Source organism: Sphingobacterium sp. UBA7855, from assembly GCA_002500745.1.
In the GTDB taxonomy this organism is placed as follows: domain Bacteria; phylum Bacteroidota; class Bacteroidia; order Sphingobacteriales; family Sphingobacteriaceae; genus Sphingobacterium.
The window spans coordinates 61,657-80,836 of sequence record DLST01000002.1 but is presented as its reverse complement, the minus strand read 5'-3'; the positions used below and the strand labels follow the sequence as shown (position 1 = coordinate 80,836).

Annotated in this window: 16 protein-coding genes and 1 pseudogene; 1 reads left to right on the top strand and 16 read right to left on the bottom strand. The window is 43.6% G+C overall.

Features of this window, described 5'->3' with window-relative positions; translation table 11 throughout:
• Positions 1 to 117: 117 nt before the first annotated feature.
• Positions 118 to 2,625, top strand: a complete 2,508-nt coding sequence (locus tag B2107_RS01385) for an ABC transporter permease (protein ID WP_293952457.1) — start codon at positions 118 to 120, stop codon at positions 2,623 to 2,625.
• A gap of 143 nt (positions 2,626 to 2,768) precedes the next feature.
• Here B2107_RS01385 and B2107_RS01380 read toward each other — a convergent pair whose 3' ends face one another.
• From B2107_RS01380 to B2107_RS01305, 16 genes and pseudogenes are all read right to left on the bottom strand, one after another.
• Entirely contained in the window at positions 2,769 to 3,635 is an 867-nt protein-coding gene (locus B2107_RS01380) for a hypothetical protein (RefSeq protein WP_293952455.1), read from the bottom strand.
• 332 nt (positions 3,636 to 3,967) lie between these two features.
• On the bottom strand, positions 3,968 to 4,798 hold the full coding sequence (locus tag B2107_RS01375) for a metallophosphoesterase family protein (protein WP_293952453.1): 831 nt from the start codon (positions 4,796 to 4,798) through the stop codon (positions 3,968 to 3,970).
• Positions 4,798 to 6,072: pseudogene (locus tag B2107_RS01370) on the bottom strand (RagB/SusD family nutrient uptake outer membrane protein). The gene B2107_RS01375 and the pseudogene B2107_RS01370 overlap by 1 nt, the downstream one beginning before the upstream one ends.
• 534 nt (positions 6,073 to 6,606) lie before the next feature.
• The gene (locus tag B2107_RS01365) at positions 6,607 to 7,584 is read right to left on the bottom strand and encodes a hypothetical protein (protein WP_293952451.1); all 978 of its coding nucleotides are present in this window, start codon (positions 7,582 to 7,584) and stop codon (positions 6,607 to 6,609) included.
• Positions 7,556 to 9,898, bottom strand: coding sequence for a SusC/RagA family TonB-linked outer membrane protein (locus B2107_RS01360; protein ID WP_293952449.1), 2,343 nt, complete (start codon positions 9,896 to 9,898; stop codon positions 7,556 to 7,558). The genes B2107_RS01365 and B2107_RS01360 overlap by 29 nt, the downstream gene beginning before the upstream one ends.
• 79 nt (positions 9,899 to 9,977) lie before the next feature.
• Positions 9,978 to 11,018 (bottom strand): FecR family protein, encoded by a 1,041-nt coding sequence (locus tag B2107_RS01355; RefSeq protein WP_293952447.1) that lies wholly within the window; start codon positions 11,016 to 11,018, stop codon positions 9,978 to 9,980.
• Between the two features lie 106 nt (positions 11,019 to 11,124).
• A complete protein-coding gene (locus B2107_RS01350) occupies positions 11,125 to 11,724 on the bottom strand; it encodes an RNA polymerase sigma factor (protein WP_293952445.1) in 600 nt (199 codons plus the stop codon).
• Positions 11,725 to 11,911: 187 nt separating this feature from the next.
• The gene (locus B2107_RS01345) at positions 11,912 to 12,085 is read right to left on the bottom strand and encodes a hypothetical protein (protein WP_209575173.1); all 174 of its coding nucleotides are present in this window, start codon (positions 12,083 to 12,085) and stop codon (positions 11,912 to 11,914) included.
• A complete protein-coding gene (locus B2107_RS01340; RefSeq protein ID WP_293952442.1) occupies positions 12,072 to 12,338 on the bottom strand; it encodes a hypothetical protein in 267 nt (88 codons plus the stop codon). Before B2107_RS01340 ends, B2107_RS01345 begins: the two co-directional genes overlap by 14 nt.
• A 230-nt stretch (positions 12,339 to 12,568) precedes the next feature.
• Complete coding sequence (locus tag B2107_RS01335) at positions 12,569 to 12,973, bottom strand: DUF5675 family protein (RefSeq protein ID WP_293952440.1); 405 nt, start codon at positions 12,971 to 12,973, stop codon at positions 12,569 to 12,571.
• Positions 12,970 to 13,503 (bottom strand): DUF6266 family protein, encoded by a 534-nt coding sequence (locus tag B2107_RS01330; protein ID WP_293952439.1) that lies wholly within the window; start codon positions 13,501 to 13,503, stop codon positions 12,970 to 12,972. The genes B2107_RS01335 and B2107_RS01330 overlap by 4 nt, the downstream gene beginning before the upstream one ends.
• Before the next feature lie 49 nt (positions 13,504 to 13,552).
• A complete protein-coding gene (locus B2107_RS01325; protein WP_293952437.1) occupies positions 13,553 to 14,197 on the bottom strand; it encodes a DUF6266 family protein in 645 nt (214 codons plus the stop codon).
• 135 nt (positions 14,198 to 14,332) lie between these two features.
• Entirely contained in the window at positions 14,333 to 14,842 is a 510-nt protein-coding gene (locus B2107_RS01320; RefSeq protein WP_293952435.1) for a DinB family protein, read from the bottom strand.
• Positions 14,843 to 14,997: 155 nt separating this feature from the next.
• Positions 14,998 to 16,587, bottom strand: a complete 1,590-nt coding sequence (locus B2107_RS01315; protein WP_293952433.1) for an MFS transporter — start codon at positions 16,585 to 16,587, stop codon at positions 14,998 to 15,000.
• A complete protein-coding gene (locus B2107_RS01310) occupies positions 16,587 to 17,636 on the bottom strand; it encodes an HlyD family secretion protein (protein ID WP_293952432.1) in 1,050 nt (349 codons plus the stop codon). Before B2107_RS01310 ends, B2107_RS01315 begins: the two co-directional genes overlap by 1 nt.
• A 9-nt stretch (positions 17,637 to 17,645) precedes the next feature.
• Entirely contained in the window at positions 17,646 to 19,139 is a 1,494-nt protein-coding gene (locus B2107_RS01305; RefSeq protein WP_293952430.1) for a TolC family protein, read from the bottom strand.
• Between the last annotated feature and the right edge of the window lie 41 nt (positions 19,140 to 19,180).

The window sequence follows — 19,180 nt, the reverse complement described above, 5'->3', positions numbered from 1 at the left end:
CTGTTGTTTGTTTCATTATATCAGTCATCTTAAGGTGACACAGAGCCGTTTGGGAAATCTCAAGCGGCTTTATTATACCATGGGGGTTAACTTAACCCTTCGTGGTGCGTATGAGTGATGAGATTGGTAATCGAACTGTCCGTTTTCGAACAAATACCGTTCGCGTCCGAACAAGAAGCTGATTCAGGAAGAAATTTAACAGTTGATTTAGAGCGTTTTACATTATTGGCAAATAAATTGGACGGCATAACTGCACAACGTTTTATTATGCTTTTGAATTATTTTAAAATAGCTTTTCGCCACCTTTCAAAGAATAGTGGTTTTACCGCAATTAATAGTATTGGGCTAGCTTCTGGAATGACCGCCGCCATTTTGATCATGTTATGGGTGCGGAGCGAATTTAACTTTGACCGATTTTATGCCGATAACGATCGGATCTATGCAGTAGGCATGAAAGACGTGTGGGCAGGTGAAAGTGTGGAGCATTTTTATACCCCAAAACCAATGGCTCGGGCTTTAAAAACTGACTTTCCAGAAATACAGACCATTACACGCGTGGATAAGGGTACCGGATTTCTGTTAACCCGTCAGGATATAAAGCTTGCAAAAGAACCCGGTGTCTTCGTAGATAGTACCTTCCTAAACCTATTTGATTATAAAGTGATTGCGGGCAATCCACAGGAGGCATTAAAAAACCCCAATCAGATTGTCTTGACAAAATCTTTGGCGGATAGATTATTTGGGCATTCAAACCCTATCAATCAAACGATCCGATTGGACAGCACCCAAGTGTCAACGGTGTCTGCAATTATCGAAGACATTCCAGATCATTCGTTTATGAAAGGAAGCACCTATCTGGTGCCTTGGACATTAATGGAAAAAATAGGCTATTCGGATGATTATTGGGGTAATAATTCCATACAGACGTACATCAAGTTACATCAAAACGTCAATATCGATCAATTCCAAAAGAATATCCAATATTATTTAAGAAAGCACACAGACACCAAAGTTGCCAATTTTATTCAATCCGTTGGTGACCAGTGGTTGTATAGCAAATTTACAGCGCAAGGAAAGCCGACTTCACCACGCATTATCATGGTTCGCTCTTTCATTGCTATTGCCTGTTTGATCCTTCTTATTGCCAGCATTAATTTCATGAATCTGAGCACGGCGCAGAGTGAAAAAAGGGCGAAGGAAGTGGGTGTCCGAAAAGTTGTGGGGGCAAGTAAAAAACTGCTGATCGGACAGTTCCTTACCGAATCAATGGTGATTTCCTTTATTTCGGGCTTATTATCGTTATTGATCACGCTAATCACACTTCCCTATTTTAATGAATTGGTTTCGAGAGAACTTGTTATTCCGTTTGACGATCTTCTTTTCTGGGCCGTTTTTGCAGGTTTTATTTTCGTTTCCGGAATTCTTTCAGGAAGCTATCCCGCATTTTATTTGTCTTCTTTCCTCCCAACAAAAGTACTCAAAGGTAAATACCTCCATATTCAACAGACATTCAACCCGCGTAAAGTCCTAGTTGTTTCGCAATTCTGTATTGCAATCATACTGATCGTCACAACGTTATCTATTCAGCGCCAAATCAAACACGCTCAAAATAGGGAAACCGGATATAACAAAGATAGGTTGGTGAGTATCGTCGATCAGGGAGACATCCGCAAAAATAGCTTACTGATAAAAAATGAATTGCTGTCGTCCGGTATTGCCAAGCAGGTTTCAAGGACATCCGCACCACTGACGAGAACAATGAGTTTCAACTACATGGAATGGGATGGTAAGCCAAAAGACAACAACACTATTTTTGCCCGAATGGGAGCTGATGAAAATTTGGTCAAGACCGCCGAGCTCGAACTCGTTGCAGGGAGGGATTTTGACCTAACTCAATTTCCAACGGACTCTGGGGCAATGATTATTAACGAATCGGCGGCTAAAGTATTTAATTTCGACGATCCGATCGGCAAAACGGTTGTTGATGGCAGAAAATGGCATATTGTAGGCGTCGTGAAAGATTTTATTCAAGAATCGCCTTTCAGCGCCATTTCTCCACTCGTCATTCAGGGCGCTTTCTCAGGCACTCAGGTCACCAACATACGCCTACACGATCATGTAAGCACTTCCGAAGCACTTACGGCTATGGAGAAGATCTTTAAAGCTTATAATCCCGACTATCCCTTTGAATACTCTTTTGTAGACCGTAATTATGCAGAAAAATTCAAAGACTTTCAACAGTTGGCCACACTTTCGAGCCTTTTCGCACTGTTGACCATTTTTATTTCCTGTCTCGGTTTATTTGGACTTACCGCCTATATGGCAGAGAACAGAACGAAAGAGATCGGCATCCATAAAGTACTGGGGGCCTCAATTTTTAAGATCATGCGGATGCTGTCGCAGGATTTTGTACTGCTGGTCGTTCTATCCTGCTTGGTTGCGTTTCCGATCGCCTATTATATTGCCGATCACCTCCTCAGCGAATACACGTATCGCATTGCTATCACTTGGGATATCTTTGTTGCTGCAGGATTGGGCGCGCTCATCATAGCATTGCTCACCATGAGTTATCACGCGATCAAAGCAGCCCTTATCAATCCGGTTGTGAGTTTGAGAGATGAGTGAAATAACAGTGAAAAAGGATATTCCGCTGCAATACGGATTGCCTAAAAGTTACCGTTTGAGCTGCCGGCTATCTCGACTTTTTAGCTAACGATGAAGGAATCATGCTTTTAAACAACCTGTATAATCTACCCGCGTTCAAATTGCTATTTCTGTTCTGCGGGCTCGGCATGCACCCAATAGCTAAAAGCCTCATCTTCATCGTTTTTAAGGTGCAATAATGCAATATTTGACTTGGGGGTTTTCCAGATTTTGAGCACCTCATCTTTTGCCACATCGGCCTTAAAAAGTTGCTTAAACTGTTCACTCAACAGCTCTTTATCGCCTTCAAAATTGGCATTTCCATATAATTTTGTCATATATGCAGACAACGCATCCCTTTCTTTCTTTCCCAGATTAATTATGTTTTGTCTATAATCAATCGAATCAAAAGCAACCCTCAGTCCTGAATAAACCGTATTTCCTGATTTTCTATTCAGAATGCGAAATTGATATCCTAGAGTACCATTTGTTGTATAGCCTGTATTTTGATTGATATTGTCTATTCTGTTCCAGTCAACATTCAAAAAATCTGCATTCGCATTTATCTTGATATAAGTAGAATCCCTTACAACCCTCTTGTTGTCTTTATAACCTGACAGATAAGTTTTATAGGTACCGGGCAAATAAAAGTAGTGTCCCCATGCTGATTTCAAAGAAAGCGAACCTGTGCCCTTCGCTAAAAGATTGACTCGATTGGGAGTACCCTCTACTTCCCAGAAAAGGGAATCAAGTTCACTATACTTAATTGGAAGGGCAATCCATTCTTTTAGCTCATCAATGGTGCTGTCTTTCATGTTAAAGACCACCATATTAAATATATTGGCTGTTTTAACATCCGTTTCGAGGCGCAGTGGCATCATTGTTAACGATTCTTTGGGAATTTCTTCGTCCGTATCCAATTCATTGTATTTATCGGAACAGCTGGCCATGAGCAGAAGGAAAAAAGCAAGTAAACTTAAATATTTGAACATTGTAAACGAGTTAAAAAGATAAATTATGTGGTTATAAAACGCGAATATACAAAATATTTAATTAATTAAATAAAAAGTATAACAATTTTCTATTTCCATTAATTATCCACTACACATCGTTCAAACACACTTTTCGAAGCATAAACACGTTTATGCAGGTTTGCTATTTGTAACTAAAGCGCACCTTTCGAACGCGCTTTAGTCTTCTAAAATAGAGCTTTTCATTTTCGCTGCCTGTCAGTCCCTCGCCCGATCAATCGGTCGTCACAAAACTAACCAGTGTACTATGGTTATAAGTCTACTCATTAAGTAATTGCGACCGTGCAGCAATCTTACTTGACATACTTCCAGCTAAAATCTCTTCCTTTAACATGTACTTCGAGATGTCCCGGTGCTGTATCCTCAAAAGCACCCTGCCACCAATTTCCCGACACGGCCCCTGCAGTAATAAACTGAACACCTTTCACTTTAATCTCTTCATACAAATGCATATGCCCCTGCAGCACTAACTTTAGGTTATGCTCTTTGAAAAGGTCGAACACCTGTTTTTGGTTTAAAAAAGTATCCGCAGCCGTATAACGCCCCTCCAGCACTGGATAATAAATCGATAAAAATGGGATATGCGAAATAATTACCAAAGGTTGGTCTTTGGCTGTGGTTTTCACAAGATTCTGCAGCCATTCCAGCTGCTTGTCACCAATAACATAGTGGTTATCTCTGGTTTCCACACTATTGAGGACAATAAACCTCCATCCCTTATGGTCAAAGCTAAAATAAGTCTGGCCAAAAGTCTTTTCGAAGAGTTCAAAATCGTTGCTGCCGTTACGCATATCGCGCGGCAAGCGGTCGTGGTTGCCGATAGCCATTCGGTACGGCTTTTTTGCGCGGTCAAAAAGCCCTTTCAATGACTTAAGGCGCTTTTCGCCAGCCGGGAGATCAGCCGCTTTTAAATTGTCAATATCGACATTGTCGCCACCACTGAGCAGCAACTCCACCGCTGGCGGAAGTGATTTTAACCTATGCTCCACCTGACCAAGGGTCGAATCACAATAAACGTGCATGTCGGTTAGAAACGCAAACTTAAATTCCTGTGCACACACTGTCTCCAGTCTAGCAAACACAATAAAAAGAAAAGATAAAATAGCTGTTGTTAAATGATTCATTACCATCCAAATATTTGTTTAAGATTATTATTTAAAAGTACTTCCCCTTGTGGTATGGGACGATAGTAGAATTTTGGCGATTCAAAAATTCCTGTATTTTCGATTGTTTCGACGGTACCACTATTTCCATCCGAAAGAAATACCCCCACATCCTGCCCAAAGCGTCCTACGCGATAATACTGCAATTCGCGACCTAGGCTGTTTTTCTCCTTCACTGCCGGAATGGATGATGAGGAAGCCAGCAATACGATATCCGGAACACCATCTCCCGTCATGTCATGCTGCCCCAATCCGGAGAAGTAAATGCCCTCACGCTTGTTCTTCAACAATTCGCCTACATTCCAGCGCATCAGATCGGTAAAACGGAAACCCTCGAACGCAAGTTCGACTCGACGCTCTCTCCGGATCTCTAACACTAGATTACGCTGATTACTTTCGACATTGGAGTAACGCGCCGCCATAACGGGATCGATACCTACGCCTACAACCATATCCGGCATACCCGCACGTCTACGCAACAAATTAATACTACGATCAAGATCAGATTGCGTCAGCTGTCACAGCTCAGCCTTTGCTTCAGCAAAATTCAATAAGACTTCGGCATAGCGATATAGCGGAATGTCCAAGTTGTTGCGTGCTTCCAAACTAAGCGTATTTTGAAATCCCTTGATCTGGTGGTAGCCCGAGAAGTTTTTGGCCAGCTGCTGCACATACAGTCCCGCCCCCTGCGCATAGGTATGCGAATAGATCAATTGCCATCCCGGATAAGCATACGTTTGTGCCAGGCGTGGATCGCGGTTTTCGAACTCTTTGACAAAAGAATTTTTCTCATATCCGGGCTGCGCCGTGTAAAATGTACCATCTTTCATCAGGTAGGCCTGCACAAGATCACGCAAAGGATAGTACTCATAATTACCAAACATACCCGGCCATGAATCCGCATTGAGTACATTGTTGGCATAAAAGCGTCCAAGTACGATCTCTTTGTTGTTTTCAAGATTTTCACTAAAAAATAAAGTGCCGTAGTCCTGATTGGGCTTACCGGTATTGTATATACTGAAACCGCCCTCGCGCATCTGCTGATCACTCAACGCCTGTGCTTTGTTCAAAAATTCAGTCGCCGTGGTTTTCAATTCCAGTTCGTTGTGGTATTTCCGGTACGTTCCTTCATACAGGGCAAAGCGGCCATATTCCTGCAGCACCACCCACTTGTTGACCGTCCCCAATTTGATCCGGGGCTGTACGTTTTGTGCGGCAAACTCAAAATCTTCCATGATTTTCTGCACCACCGTTGCTCGTGGGTCGCGCTTGGCAAAAAGATAATCCGTATCTCCAACCTCCAGTGCTTTATCCACCCAGGGCACATCTGAGAAGCGCTGTACTTTCTCGGCATAGAAGCGGGCCCGGAAATAACGGCCAAGCCCTTCATAATGCGCTTTCTCACTGTCACTGATCTTCGCCTTGCCCATATGCTGTAGAAAGAAATTTATTTTGCGGAGCTGTTCCCAGTCCCAACCACCCGAGATTGTCGCTGCAGAGGCGTTACCCCCCATGAGGGTTTTGATCTCCGTATTACCTGTCGTACTCGCATTGTCGGTCGTCGCATCGGCCTGGTAAATACCCAATGCTGAAAAATTATACAAACCGTTGATATACAACTCCAGGTCGGTCGCTGTATTGAAGAAATTTTCGTTATTGATCGCAGTCTCTGGAACACGATCCAAGTAGTTGTCGTTACAGCTTCCAAGCACAGAAAGACCTGAACATACAACGGCTAATTTTATATATTTATTTATCATGATAAGCAATTAAAAGGTGACTTGAATACCTGCAGAAAAACTTCGCTGGAAGGGATAAGTAAGCCCATTACCTACACGATCCGAACCTGCAGTTGGATTAGTATACGTATTTTCGTTCAGTGTCTCCGGATCAAAATAGCGCTTCACAGCAGACCATTCGATGATATTTTCACCACTTAGATAAACGCGTAGGTTACTGATCTTGGCGCGTGAAGTAATAGATTTGGGTAAGGTATACCCTATCGTCAGGTTTTTCAGACGTAGATAGGCCGCATTCAGCAAATAATTGGTCTGTGGAATGGCCAATCCTTGGGCCTGGTCAATCCGGGTACCCAAGTTACGGTCGGCAAGCCAGGATTGTAAGATCGGGTAAGCCGCATTGAGATTTTGATCGGCCAGTCCCAAATTCAAATAGGCTTGCGAATGTTTCGCACGGTCGATATCCGAATCACTTCCCGGACGGTAGAAATCAAGCAAGTGCCCATAAAAGTTACCATAAGGCTGTTGGTATGTCCCCCAATATAGGTAATCCAGCGGATAGTAATCGCGTTTGCCAATTCCCTGGAAAAATGCCCGCAGGTCAAAACCCTTCCAGTCGGCAGAAAGATCAACACCAAATTGGTAACGCGGCGTGGAGTTACCAATGATCTTGAGGTCTTTGGTATCGCCAAGAGTATATCCCTTTTCAATCTTACCGTTACCATCCTGATCCACATAAGTAGGCCATCCTGGTACGATAGACAAGGCTCCCCAAGGAATAATCGAAGTCTGGTCCAACTTGGCAATCTGCGCCTCATCTTTAAAAAGCCCGTTGCTTTCAAGCCCCCAGATCTCCCCCATTTGCATGCCCTCATAATACTGGAGAATACTTTTATTAGGGTTATCAAAACGTGTAATTTTGGACTGTGAATCCGACAGCAACAGCTTAGCATTGAAGCGCAAGGGCGCATTGGCCAATTCAAAGCGATCCTGAAAATTGACAGTCAATTCCCAGCCGTTGGTTTAGATCCGCTGCATTCTCGCGAGGCTCACTTGCCCCCAAAATGTTAGGCAGGTCTTTGCCTAGTGTTAGCATACCTAAGGTACGTCTGGAATAATAGTCAAAACTAGCCGAAAGCTTATTTTTCAAAACGGCGACATCCAGACCGACATTGGCGGTATTGACCTTCTCCCAGGTATAATTTGGCGACACCAACGAAGGAACCTGTATATAGATACCGCGTTCACTGCCAAACAAGTAATCCGTATCCTTTTTTTCCATCGAAGGGAGGTAGCCATAGTTCGAGACAGACTGGTTGCCCAACTGACCGTACGAGGCTCTGATTTTTAACAAATCAAGCCCTGATACAGCGGACATAAAGTTTTCACGATCAATGCGCCAAGCTGCAGAACCTGAAGGGAAAAAACCAAAACGATTGCTTTTCGGGAAGCGGGAAGAACCGTCATAACGACCATTCAATTCGACAATATATTTGTCGTCATACGTGTAGTTCAACCGATAAAATGCACCACGTAAGGCATACGTATCAATAGCTTCACCCATTTTCATTGTTCCTGTTGCAAACTGAATGGTTGGAAAGGATTCTGAAATAAGTCCGGCACGCTCAGCAGTGATCACTTCATACCGATAATCCTCCTGGTTAAAACCCAGTACCGCATTGACCTGATGTTTATTAAAAGATTGCAAGTATGTACCATAGATATTATAAACATTATAATAGGAAAAACCCGCTTCACGATAAGCCCCTGTTGTCCCCTCTTTACGGACATCGTCCGGACCATAACCGATTGCGTACTGCTTGGTGTACCAATTGCGGTTTAACGAATTACGCTGAAAAGTGTAGTCGGCATTGACTTTAAATTTATTGCCAAAAAAGCGAAGCTCAGTATTAAAGGTAGATTGTACATCCAGACGTTTACGATCACTTTTACCGCCATCCACCATTTGTGCGGCAATAATACCTGCCGAAGAATTGGCCCATGTTCCATCCGGGTTCTTATCAAAAGAAGTTGGAAAAATATTATAGATATCGGGCAAACTTATCTGAGAAGGCGCAAGCCTACGTATACTTCCGATCACTGTATTGTTACCAAATGAAATAAAATCAGAAAGCCTATAGTTTACTTTGGAACGCAGGTTATAGCGGTCAAAATAATCCTCTGCTAGCTTAACAGGCGAATTTTGTCGGTTGTAGCTTCCACTGATATAGTATTGTACTTTTTCATTTGAACCCGAGATTGACAAGTCGTGTGTATTTGTTGCATTCCAGTCGGACAAGAAATAGCGTGTCCAATCCCTATTACCCATATATTCCCAGAGCTTGGAATCTGAGGGGTTGATACGCACACCGGCAATGGAAGGGTTGTCAGATCGCTCTTTTGCATATTGGTAAAACTGGTCCGAATAGTTGACATTATCCCAGGGTGTATTATCGGTTGAAGTTTCCAATAGTCTCGAAAACACATAAGGATCCGTTATTTTATCGGGCATTACTGTCGGGGTATTCCATGTAAAGTTATTTGAATAGTTCACTTTCACATCGCCTTTCCCTGTTTTTGTCGTGATGATCAGAACCCCAAAGGAGGCACGGGCCCCGTAGATCGCCGCAGCCGACGCATCTTTGATCACCGTAAATGATTCAATATCCTGTGGCGCAATCCGGATTAATTCGGCCGCCGAAATAGGAACATTATCTACTAAAATTAATGGATCGCCTCCATTGATCGATGTAATTCCACGGATATTGATTTTAGGTTCCGCTCCTGGTGCTCCGGAGTTGAACTGTATATTCAAGTTGGGTGAAATCCCCTGAAGCCCTTGCGCAGCATTGGAAATAGGGCGGCTTTCGAGCACATCGCCACTAATCTGATCTACAGCACCCGAGAGGTTGGTCTTTTTCTGAGTACCATACCCGACAACGACCACCTCGTCCATTTGATTTGAAGCTGCGTCTGTGAGTTGAAAGACCACGCTCGATCTTTTACCGGAGGTAACAATATACTGGCACTCCTCTTTTGGCAGTAGTCCTGTATAAGTCACCAAAATACAATAGTTGCTATCCACCGGCAAATTATTGAACACGGCTTTCCCCTGCTGATCAGCCTGACCGGATCGTTTCAGGTTGCTATTCTTGTTTTTTATGGTCACCGTTGCATTGGCCAAACCTTTTGACTTCGCATCCTGCACCATGACAACAAGTTCCCCGCTTTGTTGGGCAAAACCCTTTTGGCCAAAAGCAATTGCTAGTAGCAGTAATAAAGCCCCCTTGGCTGGCCTTTTACCTGTTGAAAATTGTTGCATAGTTTTCATTAATAATTGAGCATAGTTTTCCCAGGCCTCCCTAAAAAGAGAGGCTCAATAATGTTTTTTTTTTGGATTTTTATTGACTGTTTTTTAAGATCGTATAGGTATTTGTTTCGGTATTAAACTTGAGTTCGAGCTCATTTGCGATACAGATCGTTTGCAGAATCTGCGCGACCTCATTTTCTGTTGTATATGTACCATAGAATGATAGTCCTGACACATCGTCCGGAGAAAAGAGAATCGTTGTACGGTAGAAAGACGCCAAGGCAGGAAGCACTTCCGCCAAAGGCTTGTGGTGAAATTCCAATATCGTTGGTACGATCTCTTCTACTGGTTTTTCCGGTTTCAAAACAGGTTCTTTTTTGGGTTGTACAACTTTTTCCGCCCAAATTTGCCCTGGATTCAAATAGGCAAGAAGCTTCTCTTCCCCATTTTCGCCACGCTCCTTAATGGAAACTCTTCCTGTGATCAGGCGCACACTAGGCTTCCTGTTTTTGGCCTCCTGCACAACCCAAAAAGAAGTTCCTAAAGCCGTTGTCAGGATATTGCCCGATAGAACTGTAAATGGGCGCGATTTGTCGTGTGACACCTCAAAAAAAGCCTTTCCTTGTAATTGAATCGCGCGCTGCTTTGCTGGAAAGGGTTGCATCAAGGAGATTGAAGAATTTGCCAAAAGACGGACTTTACTGCCATCTTCCAATACAATCGTGCTATCCTGTACAGCTGCATAGGTTATCATTTTGGACTTATCGACCATTTTTTCGACTTTGACGAACTGCCTATTTTGGGCATCCCCGCTACTATTCCGGTCGAGTAGATACCATCCAAATGAAAAACAAAAAAGAACAACTGCGGCAACCTTACCCCATAACAGCCAAGGTGGATATGCGATTTTAGTAGGTGTTTCGGTGGCTAGCAAACGGAGGTCTATCTTTTCTTTCATCCGCGTTTGAACTCCTTCAATATCGAAGCGGTCCCCTTCATTATCGAAGCGATAACTTTCATTTACATCAAGCTCCCGCAGCCATCGTGTCAAATGTGCACGTTCTGCATCCGTCAGCTTTGCTGTTGAATACCTTTCGATCAATTTTTCCAGTTCTCTTTTTTTATCCTGCATACACCTTATAGTTGCAGTAATGGGATGATCGTACCATCCCAGATAGGTTAAGTTTGTATAAAGTTTAGTTTAAGAAAAAATGATGGCGGCAGCGATAGGACATAAGCTAAAAGAACAGAAAAAAAGATAAGGACAGAAATACACTGGGATTTAGCTGTTGCTGCTGCATGTGCTGGCGCACAAGATTCAACGCTTTACTTAATTGGTTTTTTACAGTTTGAAGCGATATGCCAAGTTGTTCCGCAATTTCATGATTACTGAGACTACGTTGGTATTTCAAATTAAAAACAACGCGCATACGGTCGGGCATTTCAACGACCGACTGTTCGATCGCCACGAGCACATCCGTATAGTTTTCCTCATAACGATCTATGGGGAATAGGTCATGTAAACCATCTTGCAACAGGATACTATATTGCTCGATATGTTTTTCATACAACCCCTTTTTCCTGAAATGCTGAAATAGTTTGTGGTACAAGGCAGAAATGAGGTAAGCCCGCAGTCCACTGTGGATATTGATTGTGTGTCGTCTTTGCCAGAGGTCTACAAAGAGATCCTGAACGAGATCCATGGCAACGTCCAGGTCGCCGACCTTCTTGATAGCAATTTGAAGCAGGTGACTCCAATGATGTTCATAAATTTCATCAAAAGCACTGTAATCTGCATTTACCAGGCGTGCCAATAGCACGGCGTCTATCGTTTTCACAAGCATACTCTGTAGATCAATAATTCTTCGTTGGCTGTAAAGATCATGCTTTAATACAACTACAGTATTAAGGACAGGTAAAGAATATATTAACAACAAAGCATACAACACTTTATACAATTACTTTTGTCGCATTTAGCTAAAGCGCACCTTTCGAATGCGCTTTAGTCTTCCAAGATAGAGCTTTTTATTTTCGCTGCCTGTCAGTCCATCGGCCGATCAATCGGCTCGTCACAAAACTAACCAGTGTACCCACCGCAGCCGTCAATGCCGTCTGCAGCACATCGCCCAGTGAAATACTGGCCCAGATGGAACACAGTGTACCTCCGAGCGCTGAGATGCGCATATCATTCCACCTCATCCGCTCCACTCCTTTCTTTGGGTAACATGGCCTGTTTGGCTTCGTCAGCCGGAGGCCTTGGCACATCCTGAAATGTGCCGCTCCATTTATTCCGTCCATCATCCGCATCCTTATCCTCCTCCATGACGGTCTTCACAATACCCAGACCTAACGCAATATATTTTAATATATTACCAGCCTTTCCGGGCCATTTAACAGGCGCCGCAAGAACCACCTGCAGCACCTGTCCTATTTTGTTTAAGATTTTTTTCATACTTACAGCTTTTTAAAATCATTCCCTTCTTTCTGCGAGCAGTACAGGAGGACAATTCGATAAATCATCAGGTATAGGAATAGAAAATATAGCATTCTGACTGCCTATCGCTGACGCAATATGACGATAGCATAAATCACTGTCCGAGCACAGCGAGTTTGATTTGTGCCGTCATACTGCTAAGAAGATGGCACAAAGGAATGCAGCGCAAATTCATGTCCTCCAAATTGCTACCGAATATTCAAATACACTTCATCCCCCATATCCCAAAGGCTATACACCAAGGCTTTAAGCTTTGCTAAAGCTTTACCGCTGTAATCCCCTCGGCCCTCACCGGTTAAAGTCGTCACTGGCGCAATGCAGCCCTGCAATTCTTTCGATGCATTGTTGGCTGCATGGATCAGAATGGCCTCCCGGCCGAGCACTATTGGAATACCAATCTGTTCCCCATGCTTGGGGTAGCGCCGCTTTTCGAGTTTGTACTGGCCTATGGGGATGCAGCTGATTCGCGGAATATTGTTTCTGTCGGGCAGCTCAATGGTATGGCAGATTACTTCGCCCTGATAGGTAATGGTGCCATTGGTTCCCTGTGCGCCATAGGTACGTTGGAGCAACAGGATATGTTTCTTTTTCATTTCGTGGAGTACCCTAAATAACGTGACCGTGCATACTTTTTACCTTTTCTGTCGCAGAGGAGCAAGTAAACGTGAAAACTGTCGGCTTCAAAGCCTTCCGGGAGGTGCAAGATGGCCTGCCCATCGTACCGTCTCCAGACCTTTTCGTTTATAAAAGCATAGCCCTTTTCAACCTGATAAGCACAAAGGATAATCTGGTCGTCCAATGGATATAAGTTACCACTAGGGACTGTATGTGTGACTATTATGCGATCTTTTTCGCGTGTTAGTATAGGCATATTGGCCGGCGAGATGGAACCGTCGCTCAAAAGAACCAGTGCTGGGTCTACCACAGGCCTTTCGGCCTCGTACCTGATTGCTATACGCAACGTGTGACTCATGGCCTGCCCAAATGGAAGCGACCTTTTGCGCTTGGCCTGTTCAGCAAAGCCTTTTTTGATCAATCCATTGAGCGGAGCCAAAAAGGCACGCGCAATTTTAAATGTTTCCCGAACGCGCAGCTGCGCAGGAGTCGGCGCTTTTTTTACCATAATAAAAAGAGATAAAAAGGCTGAGCCAGATCGACTCAGCCCATTAACATTAGATCAGCTGTAGCTCGCCCAGATACACGCTTTTAGACACCTTCGTTTTTGAACGGTTGGATAAAAATAGCCAGGTGTGCACCGCACCCGTAGTGAGGTGGTCAGGCACCATAAAGGATACCACGCCCGTCTCCCGCGTACTTGGCTTGGTGGAAGAGATAAACTCATCCTTTTCGGGATGGTAAGCCAGCACGTAGACTAAATCATCCCCAAAAGTTTCGAAAACGTCGCTACCGCCCGTTGACCAGCTGTAGGTCAATTCGCCCGAATCGTACGAGACGGCTACTGTACCACCACCGTACAGTCCACCGTCTGCAATGCTGATGTTGCCATAGTCGAGCGCATAGTTTGGATAAACGCCCGTAATGGCTTTGTTTACATTAAATTGAAATGCCGCATTGATCGGCGTCAATTTTTCGGTGTTTTTAAGACCGAAACCAATTTTTAAAAAGAAGTTGATGGGCAGTAGGAAACGCATCAGCGTTTTGAATTTTTCCTGCTGCATCAGCTGTGCTTCCGATGCGGGCTTTGATCTTTTTTTATAAAGCCCTTTAATGTAGTTGATACTCTTCCAGCTACTTCCGATTACTGAGCCGGCTTTACCCTTAAAGCCTCCGTTTGCTCCATGTACAATAGTTCCCATGTGTTGTCATCAATCCTTTTTTTTATACCGGTATTTCTGATTGACATGACAAACATAAAACACTTTAAATCAACAACAAATAGCATTATAATGAATGACCGACCACTGACCTATGGGCTTCGTATTGTTGACTGATTATAGACCGATCATCATTTGCTTTTGGTGATGTATCGGATGGTAGGACATCAGGTAAAACATCTCTCTGATGGTCAGTTGCCCCAGTAGCGGATGAGGTAAGGTAAGGGAGTCGAGTTCATCTTCTGTATAGTTTTCAAACACTTCATTGATCGCTTTCAATGTGCTGTCTATTTCCGCTATAATACCTGCTTTCCTATCTATCGATAACTCCCTCTGCGGCACAAATTGTGCTGGTGCTTTTAGGCTTGTTTTCGTGTAATTTTCTAACACAGTATGATAACTCCATGTAGGACGATTGATGTTTCCAAATTTTTCACGAATGAATGTTTTGGAATTTAAGATTTTAGGGAATGGTTTTATCGTGAGTAATATATGCTCCAACTGCTGTCCAGCTGTCCATTTTCCACTTTTTGAATACCCAAATTCTGACTCGTTTAAACCATCAATATATTGAACCACTTCCTGATGATTTTTGATAAATTCGTTCATCAAATCCTGTTTTTTCATTTTTTTTCCGTTTATATGCAAACGACCTTTATCACAAAAAACAAAGTACAATGCCAAGCCACATTGATTTTGTTAAGGGTTTGCTAGGGTTATTTTAAATTCTGATTGCAAATTGTCCCATAAGAAGATTTAAATATATTCAATAAAAATGATTTTCAGTAAGGCACATTTCCTTTTGTTAACCGCAACGCAACACGCTGTATTTGGGGTAAGAATACTAAGATAACGATGACGATCAGCACGCCTGCTAGCATCCAGTCGTAATAATCGCGGGTAGCACGGACCAATATTTGATGCCCTACCAATTGATTAAGATAGCCTGTGGATACTGCTTTTGCGGTATACATATCGCTGCCGGCATGCAGATATTGGTTCTGAATATCGAGCATCGTTAGCGGCAATTGCGGGTTGGTTTCTGTCAGTGCCTCCCGCACCCTCTCCCGCACCCCGGATTTTGCAATTAATTGCAGCTCGTTGTTTAATGCCAGGCTTAGGGTAAAACCTGTAAACCTGGCCAATATCCCAACAAGCGAGGCATTGATCGCAATTTTCGGCGGTGCTGATGATGTGGTAAAGGAAACAATCGGAACAAATAGCACGCCTGTGGCAACACCATATAGCAATAGCGGAAGCAGAAAATCGACCGTCTCTCCCTGTACCGACACAAATAAGATCATATAGGCATAATAAATCGCCATGATTATAAAGCCAAAAACAATCAGATGGATCAGATTATACCCCATCAGGACAAATCGGGAAGTAACAAACATACTCAGCGTGGTACCCACTATGACAGCTGTCCATATCGGAATGGTGCTCAATGGATCATTGCCTAAAATCACCTCCACGTAACCATAAGCAAGCCCGGTGCTTCCTTTGAATAGGTAGAATGTAATTAGTAGGAATACTCCCAACACGAAATTCTTGGCCTTAAAGATCTGTAAATTGATCAAGGGTCTTTTGAGTTTCGATGCTCTGATTATAAAGAGCGAAAGAATAACCAAATCACCTAAACTGAGCATCCAAATGCGTGGACTGTCCAACCATCCCAATTGCCGTCCATAAACCAGGATGTATCCCAATAGCAGAATGAATGATACGTAAAACAGATAGCCGATCCAATCCACCTGATAGAGCGGAATCTTTTTGCTAAACCGGGCTTTACTGTTCATGGTTAACAACACCGCCCCTGCCAGGATCAGGAGCAGAACAATAAACCCGTAGAATAGCCAGTTAAAATCAAAGAAATAGAGTATCACACTGTTGTAGATGGCATAGAACGGCACAGCAATCTGTATACAGCCGTAAAGAAGACTGTAAGCAATCACCCGGGCGCGCACCGCATGCAATCTCGGAAAAATAAGCTGCAACACAATCCCCGACATCAATGCGCAGGTGATACCCTGCAAAAACTGGCAAATAACAAATACCGTCCAATCTTTAAGATGAAAACAGACCACGGAACATAATGCATTCATGGCCAGGGCAATCAGCAAGTATTTTCTCGGCGCAAAATATTTGACTATCCGGAAGTCGAGTGCCAGGAATGCTACGGTAGAACCATAGATAACGACCATGCCATATTGTACATCGGTAGGCTGTATGCCGTAAAATCCCATTGCGGCAACGGGACTGCCGTAGAAAGCGAAACTAAATAAGCAGGTCATCAGAATGGCAAATATGACAGATCGCGCCCCCCATTCCGACACCCAGGATCTGAAAATCGGTATTTTATGTGCTTGCATCATTCCGCTTTTAAAACATAGACATTGGCATTCATTCCGGCAGAGAGTTTTCCTAACTTTTCAGCCGTATCGGTTAATTTAATCCGAACAGGAATACGTTGCGTAATTTTCACAAAATTGCCGGTCGCGTTATCCGGTGGCAGTAGCGAGTAGCGTGAACCCGTTGTTGGCGACAGCGACTCGATGGTCCCGTTGAAGCGCTCATTGGGAAAAGCATCAACCTCAATCGCTACCGCTTGCCCGATGGTGAATTTACCGACCTGTGTTTCCTTAAAATTGGCCATCACCCACTTTTCTTCGGCTTTGTTTACCAAAAAAGCCAAGGTTTGCCCGGGCTGTATCAGTTGCCCCTCCTGAATTGTCTTTTTACCGATCTGCCCGTCATAAGGTGCCGTTATCACTGTATACCGGATGTCCAGTTCCTGCCTTTGCAGCAGTGTTTCCTTCATTTTTATCTCTGCAGCTATCGCCTGTTGCTGTGCGCTAAAATCAGTTAATTTGGATTCGGCTACCTGCAACGATGCGTTAGCCTGATCGTAATCCGATTGTGCAATGGATAGCGCGGTACTGACATTGTCAAATTTTTGCTGTGTTGTCGATTCATCTGCCAGTAGATTTTTATAGCGTCCAAATTCTCTTTGCTGCTGCTGCAATCTGGCTTTCGCTCCCGCCAATTGCGCTTTGATCACTGCAATACTTTTGCGTTGTGTTTCTTCGTTTGCGGCCAATATGGGTAATTTGGCCTGTGCACTCCGCAGTTCTGCCAATGCAGCATCTTTTTTCAGTCCATACTCGTCCAGTTCAATGACGACAAGGGTGTCCCCTTTTTTAACCAGCTGATTGTCTTTGTAATGGATTTTGCTGATGTATCCGCCCACTTTGGCGTTTATGGGTGAGAGATAAGCATCTACCTGGGCATCGTTGGTCTGCTCATAGCGATACCCTTTCAAAAAATAGGCAGCTCCCCAAATCAAGATGCCTACGAATAAAGCAATGCCCAATCCCTGGGTCAGGCGGATCACAATTTGATCTGTTTTATTTTTGTTCATGATAGTTGATTAAAGAATTCCTACAATGGCCAATAGTCTGATATGGCTTAATTTTACGTTTGTCTGTGCGGTTGTGCGGTTAAATTTTGCTTCCAATAGCGCATTTTCAGCCTCCATCAGGTCGGTCAGCAATGATTCCTGATTTAAATAACTGCTTCTGATCACACGGACGGTTTCCCTGGTTTTAAGGATATTCTGTTCGGCCGTTTTGACCCGCTCCAAAGCCTGCTGCCGCTGTAAATACGCTTCTTTTACCTGCAGATAGATCTCATCTTTTTGAAGGTTCGCTTTTTCCTGCGCCTCATTACGGAGCACCTGGGCATGCGCGATTGTATGTTTACTCTTGAACAGGTTGTCAATAGCGTACTGCACTTTGATACCAGTCTGACCAAATCCCCACAGATCATTTGAATACGGATAAAAGGAAATCTGTGGATAGGTGTAATTATAGTGAGCGTACAACGAAACTTGGGGCAATACCATCGCTTTCATCTGCCTGACGTTCAGTTCGCTCGATTTGATGTCACTATGGGCTATTTTGTATGCCGGGGATTGGTTTAAAGCCAGGTCTACATACGCGGTGTAGCGATCATCTTCGAAACCATCTACTGCAGCACTGTCTGTATAGTTAATTGCCAGTGCCGCGTCGTTTGCACGCCCCATCAGTATGTTGAGCCTTTGTTTGGCGATTTCAATCTTTTTTGTCACATCGGAAAGGTTCAGTTGCAACTCGGTCAATTTTACCGAGGTTCGCAGCACATCACTCTTTAGCACAGTACCGTTGGTATGCAGACTTTCTATTAACCGCATTTGCTTTTGCTCCGCTTCGATCTCTGCGTCAAGAAAATCGTGGAAATGCAAAAACTTGTAGAGATCGAAATAAGCGACAGCGACATCATACTTTACGCGATGCTTTTGCTGCTCTGCTTCATACTGTTTTCGTGTCGTCTCTTCCTTTTTCAGGGCGATGTTCCTTTTGTCCTTCCCGCCATTGTACAGATTGACGTTCAGGTTGTAGCCGACGCCATAGCCGTAGCCTTTTACCGGCACATCCTGTGGCGCAGCGAACAATCCATTATCATAGATCAGAAATTTGGAATTGAGCTTTACATCGGCACCAACCGATAGTTCGGGCAGCAGGCGGTCTTTGGCTTCCAATATTTCTAATTTACTTTGCTGAAGATAAAGGTCGGATAGTTTGAGCTGCCGGTTATTTTTCTCGGCCACGGTCCACATTTCTTCCAAACTTAAGGGTTCGGTTTTTTCTGTCTGCTGCGCGCAAATAGCGGGCGCGACCAACAGCAATAGCATAGCCAATGCTTTCCTTTTTTTTAACCACCGCTTGAGCATCTTGTTGCATGCATCAAAAGCAAACGTTAGATCGCATAGGGGCATCAGCGGACTGGTATAGGCACAAGCCAGCCAATACCGATACATTTTGTCTGTCTCTTCCGATGGATGCGGCAAGATTTTTTTATCCGGTTTTATTATTTTTTGTTGCATGTTGATTTTATGAAGATTAACACCGCAAAATTATCCAACAC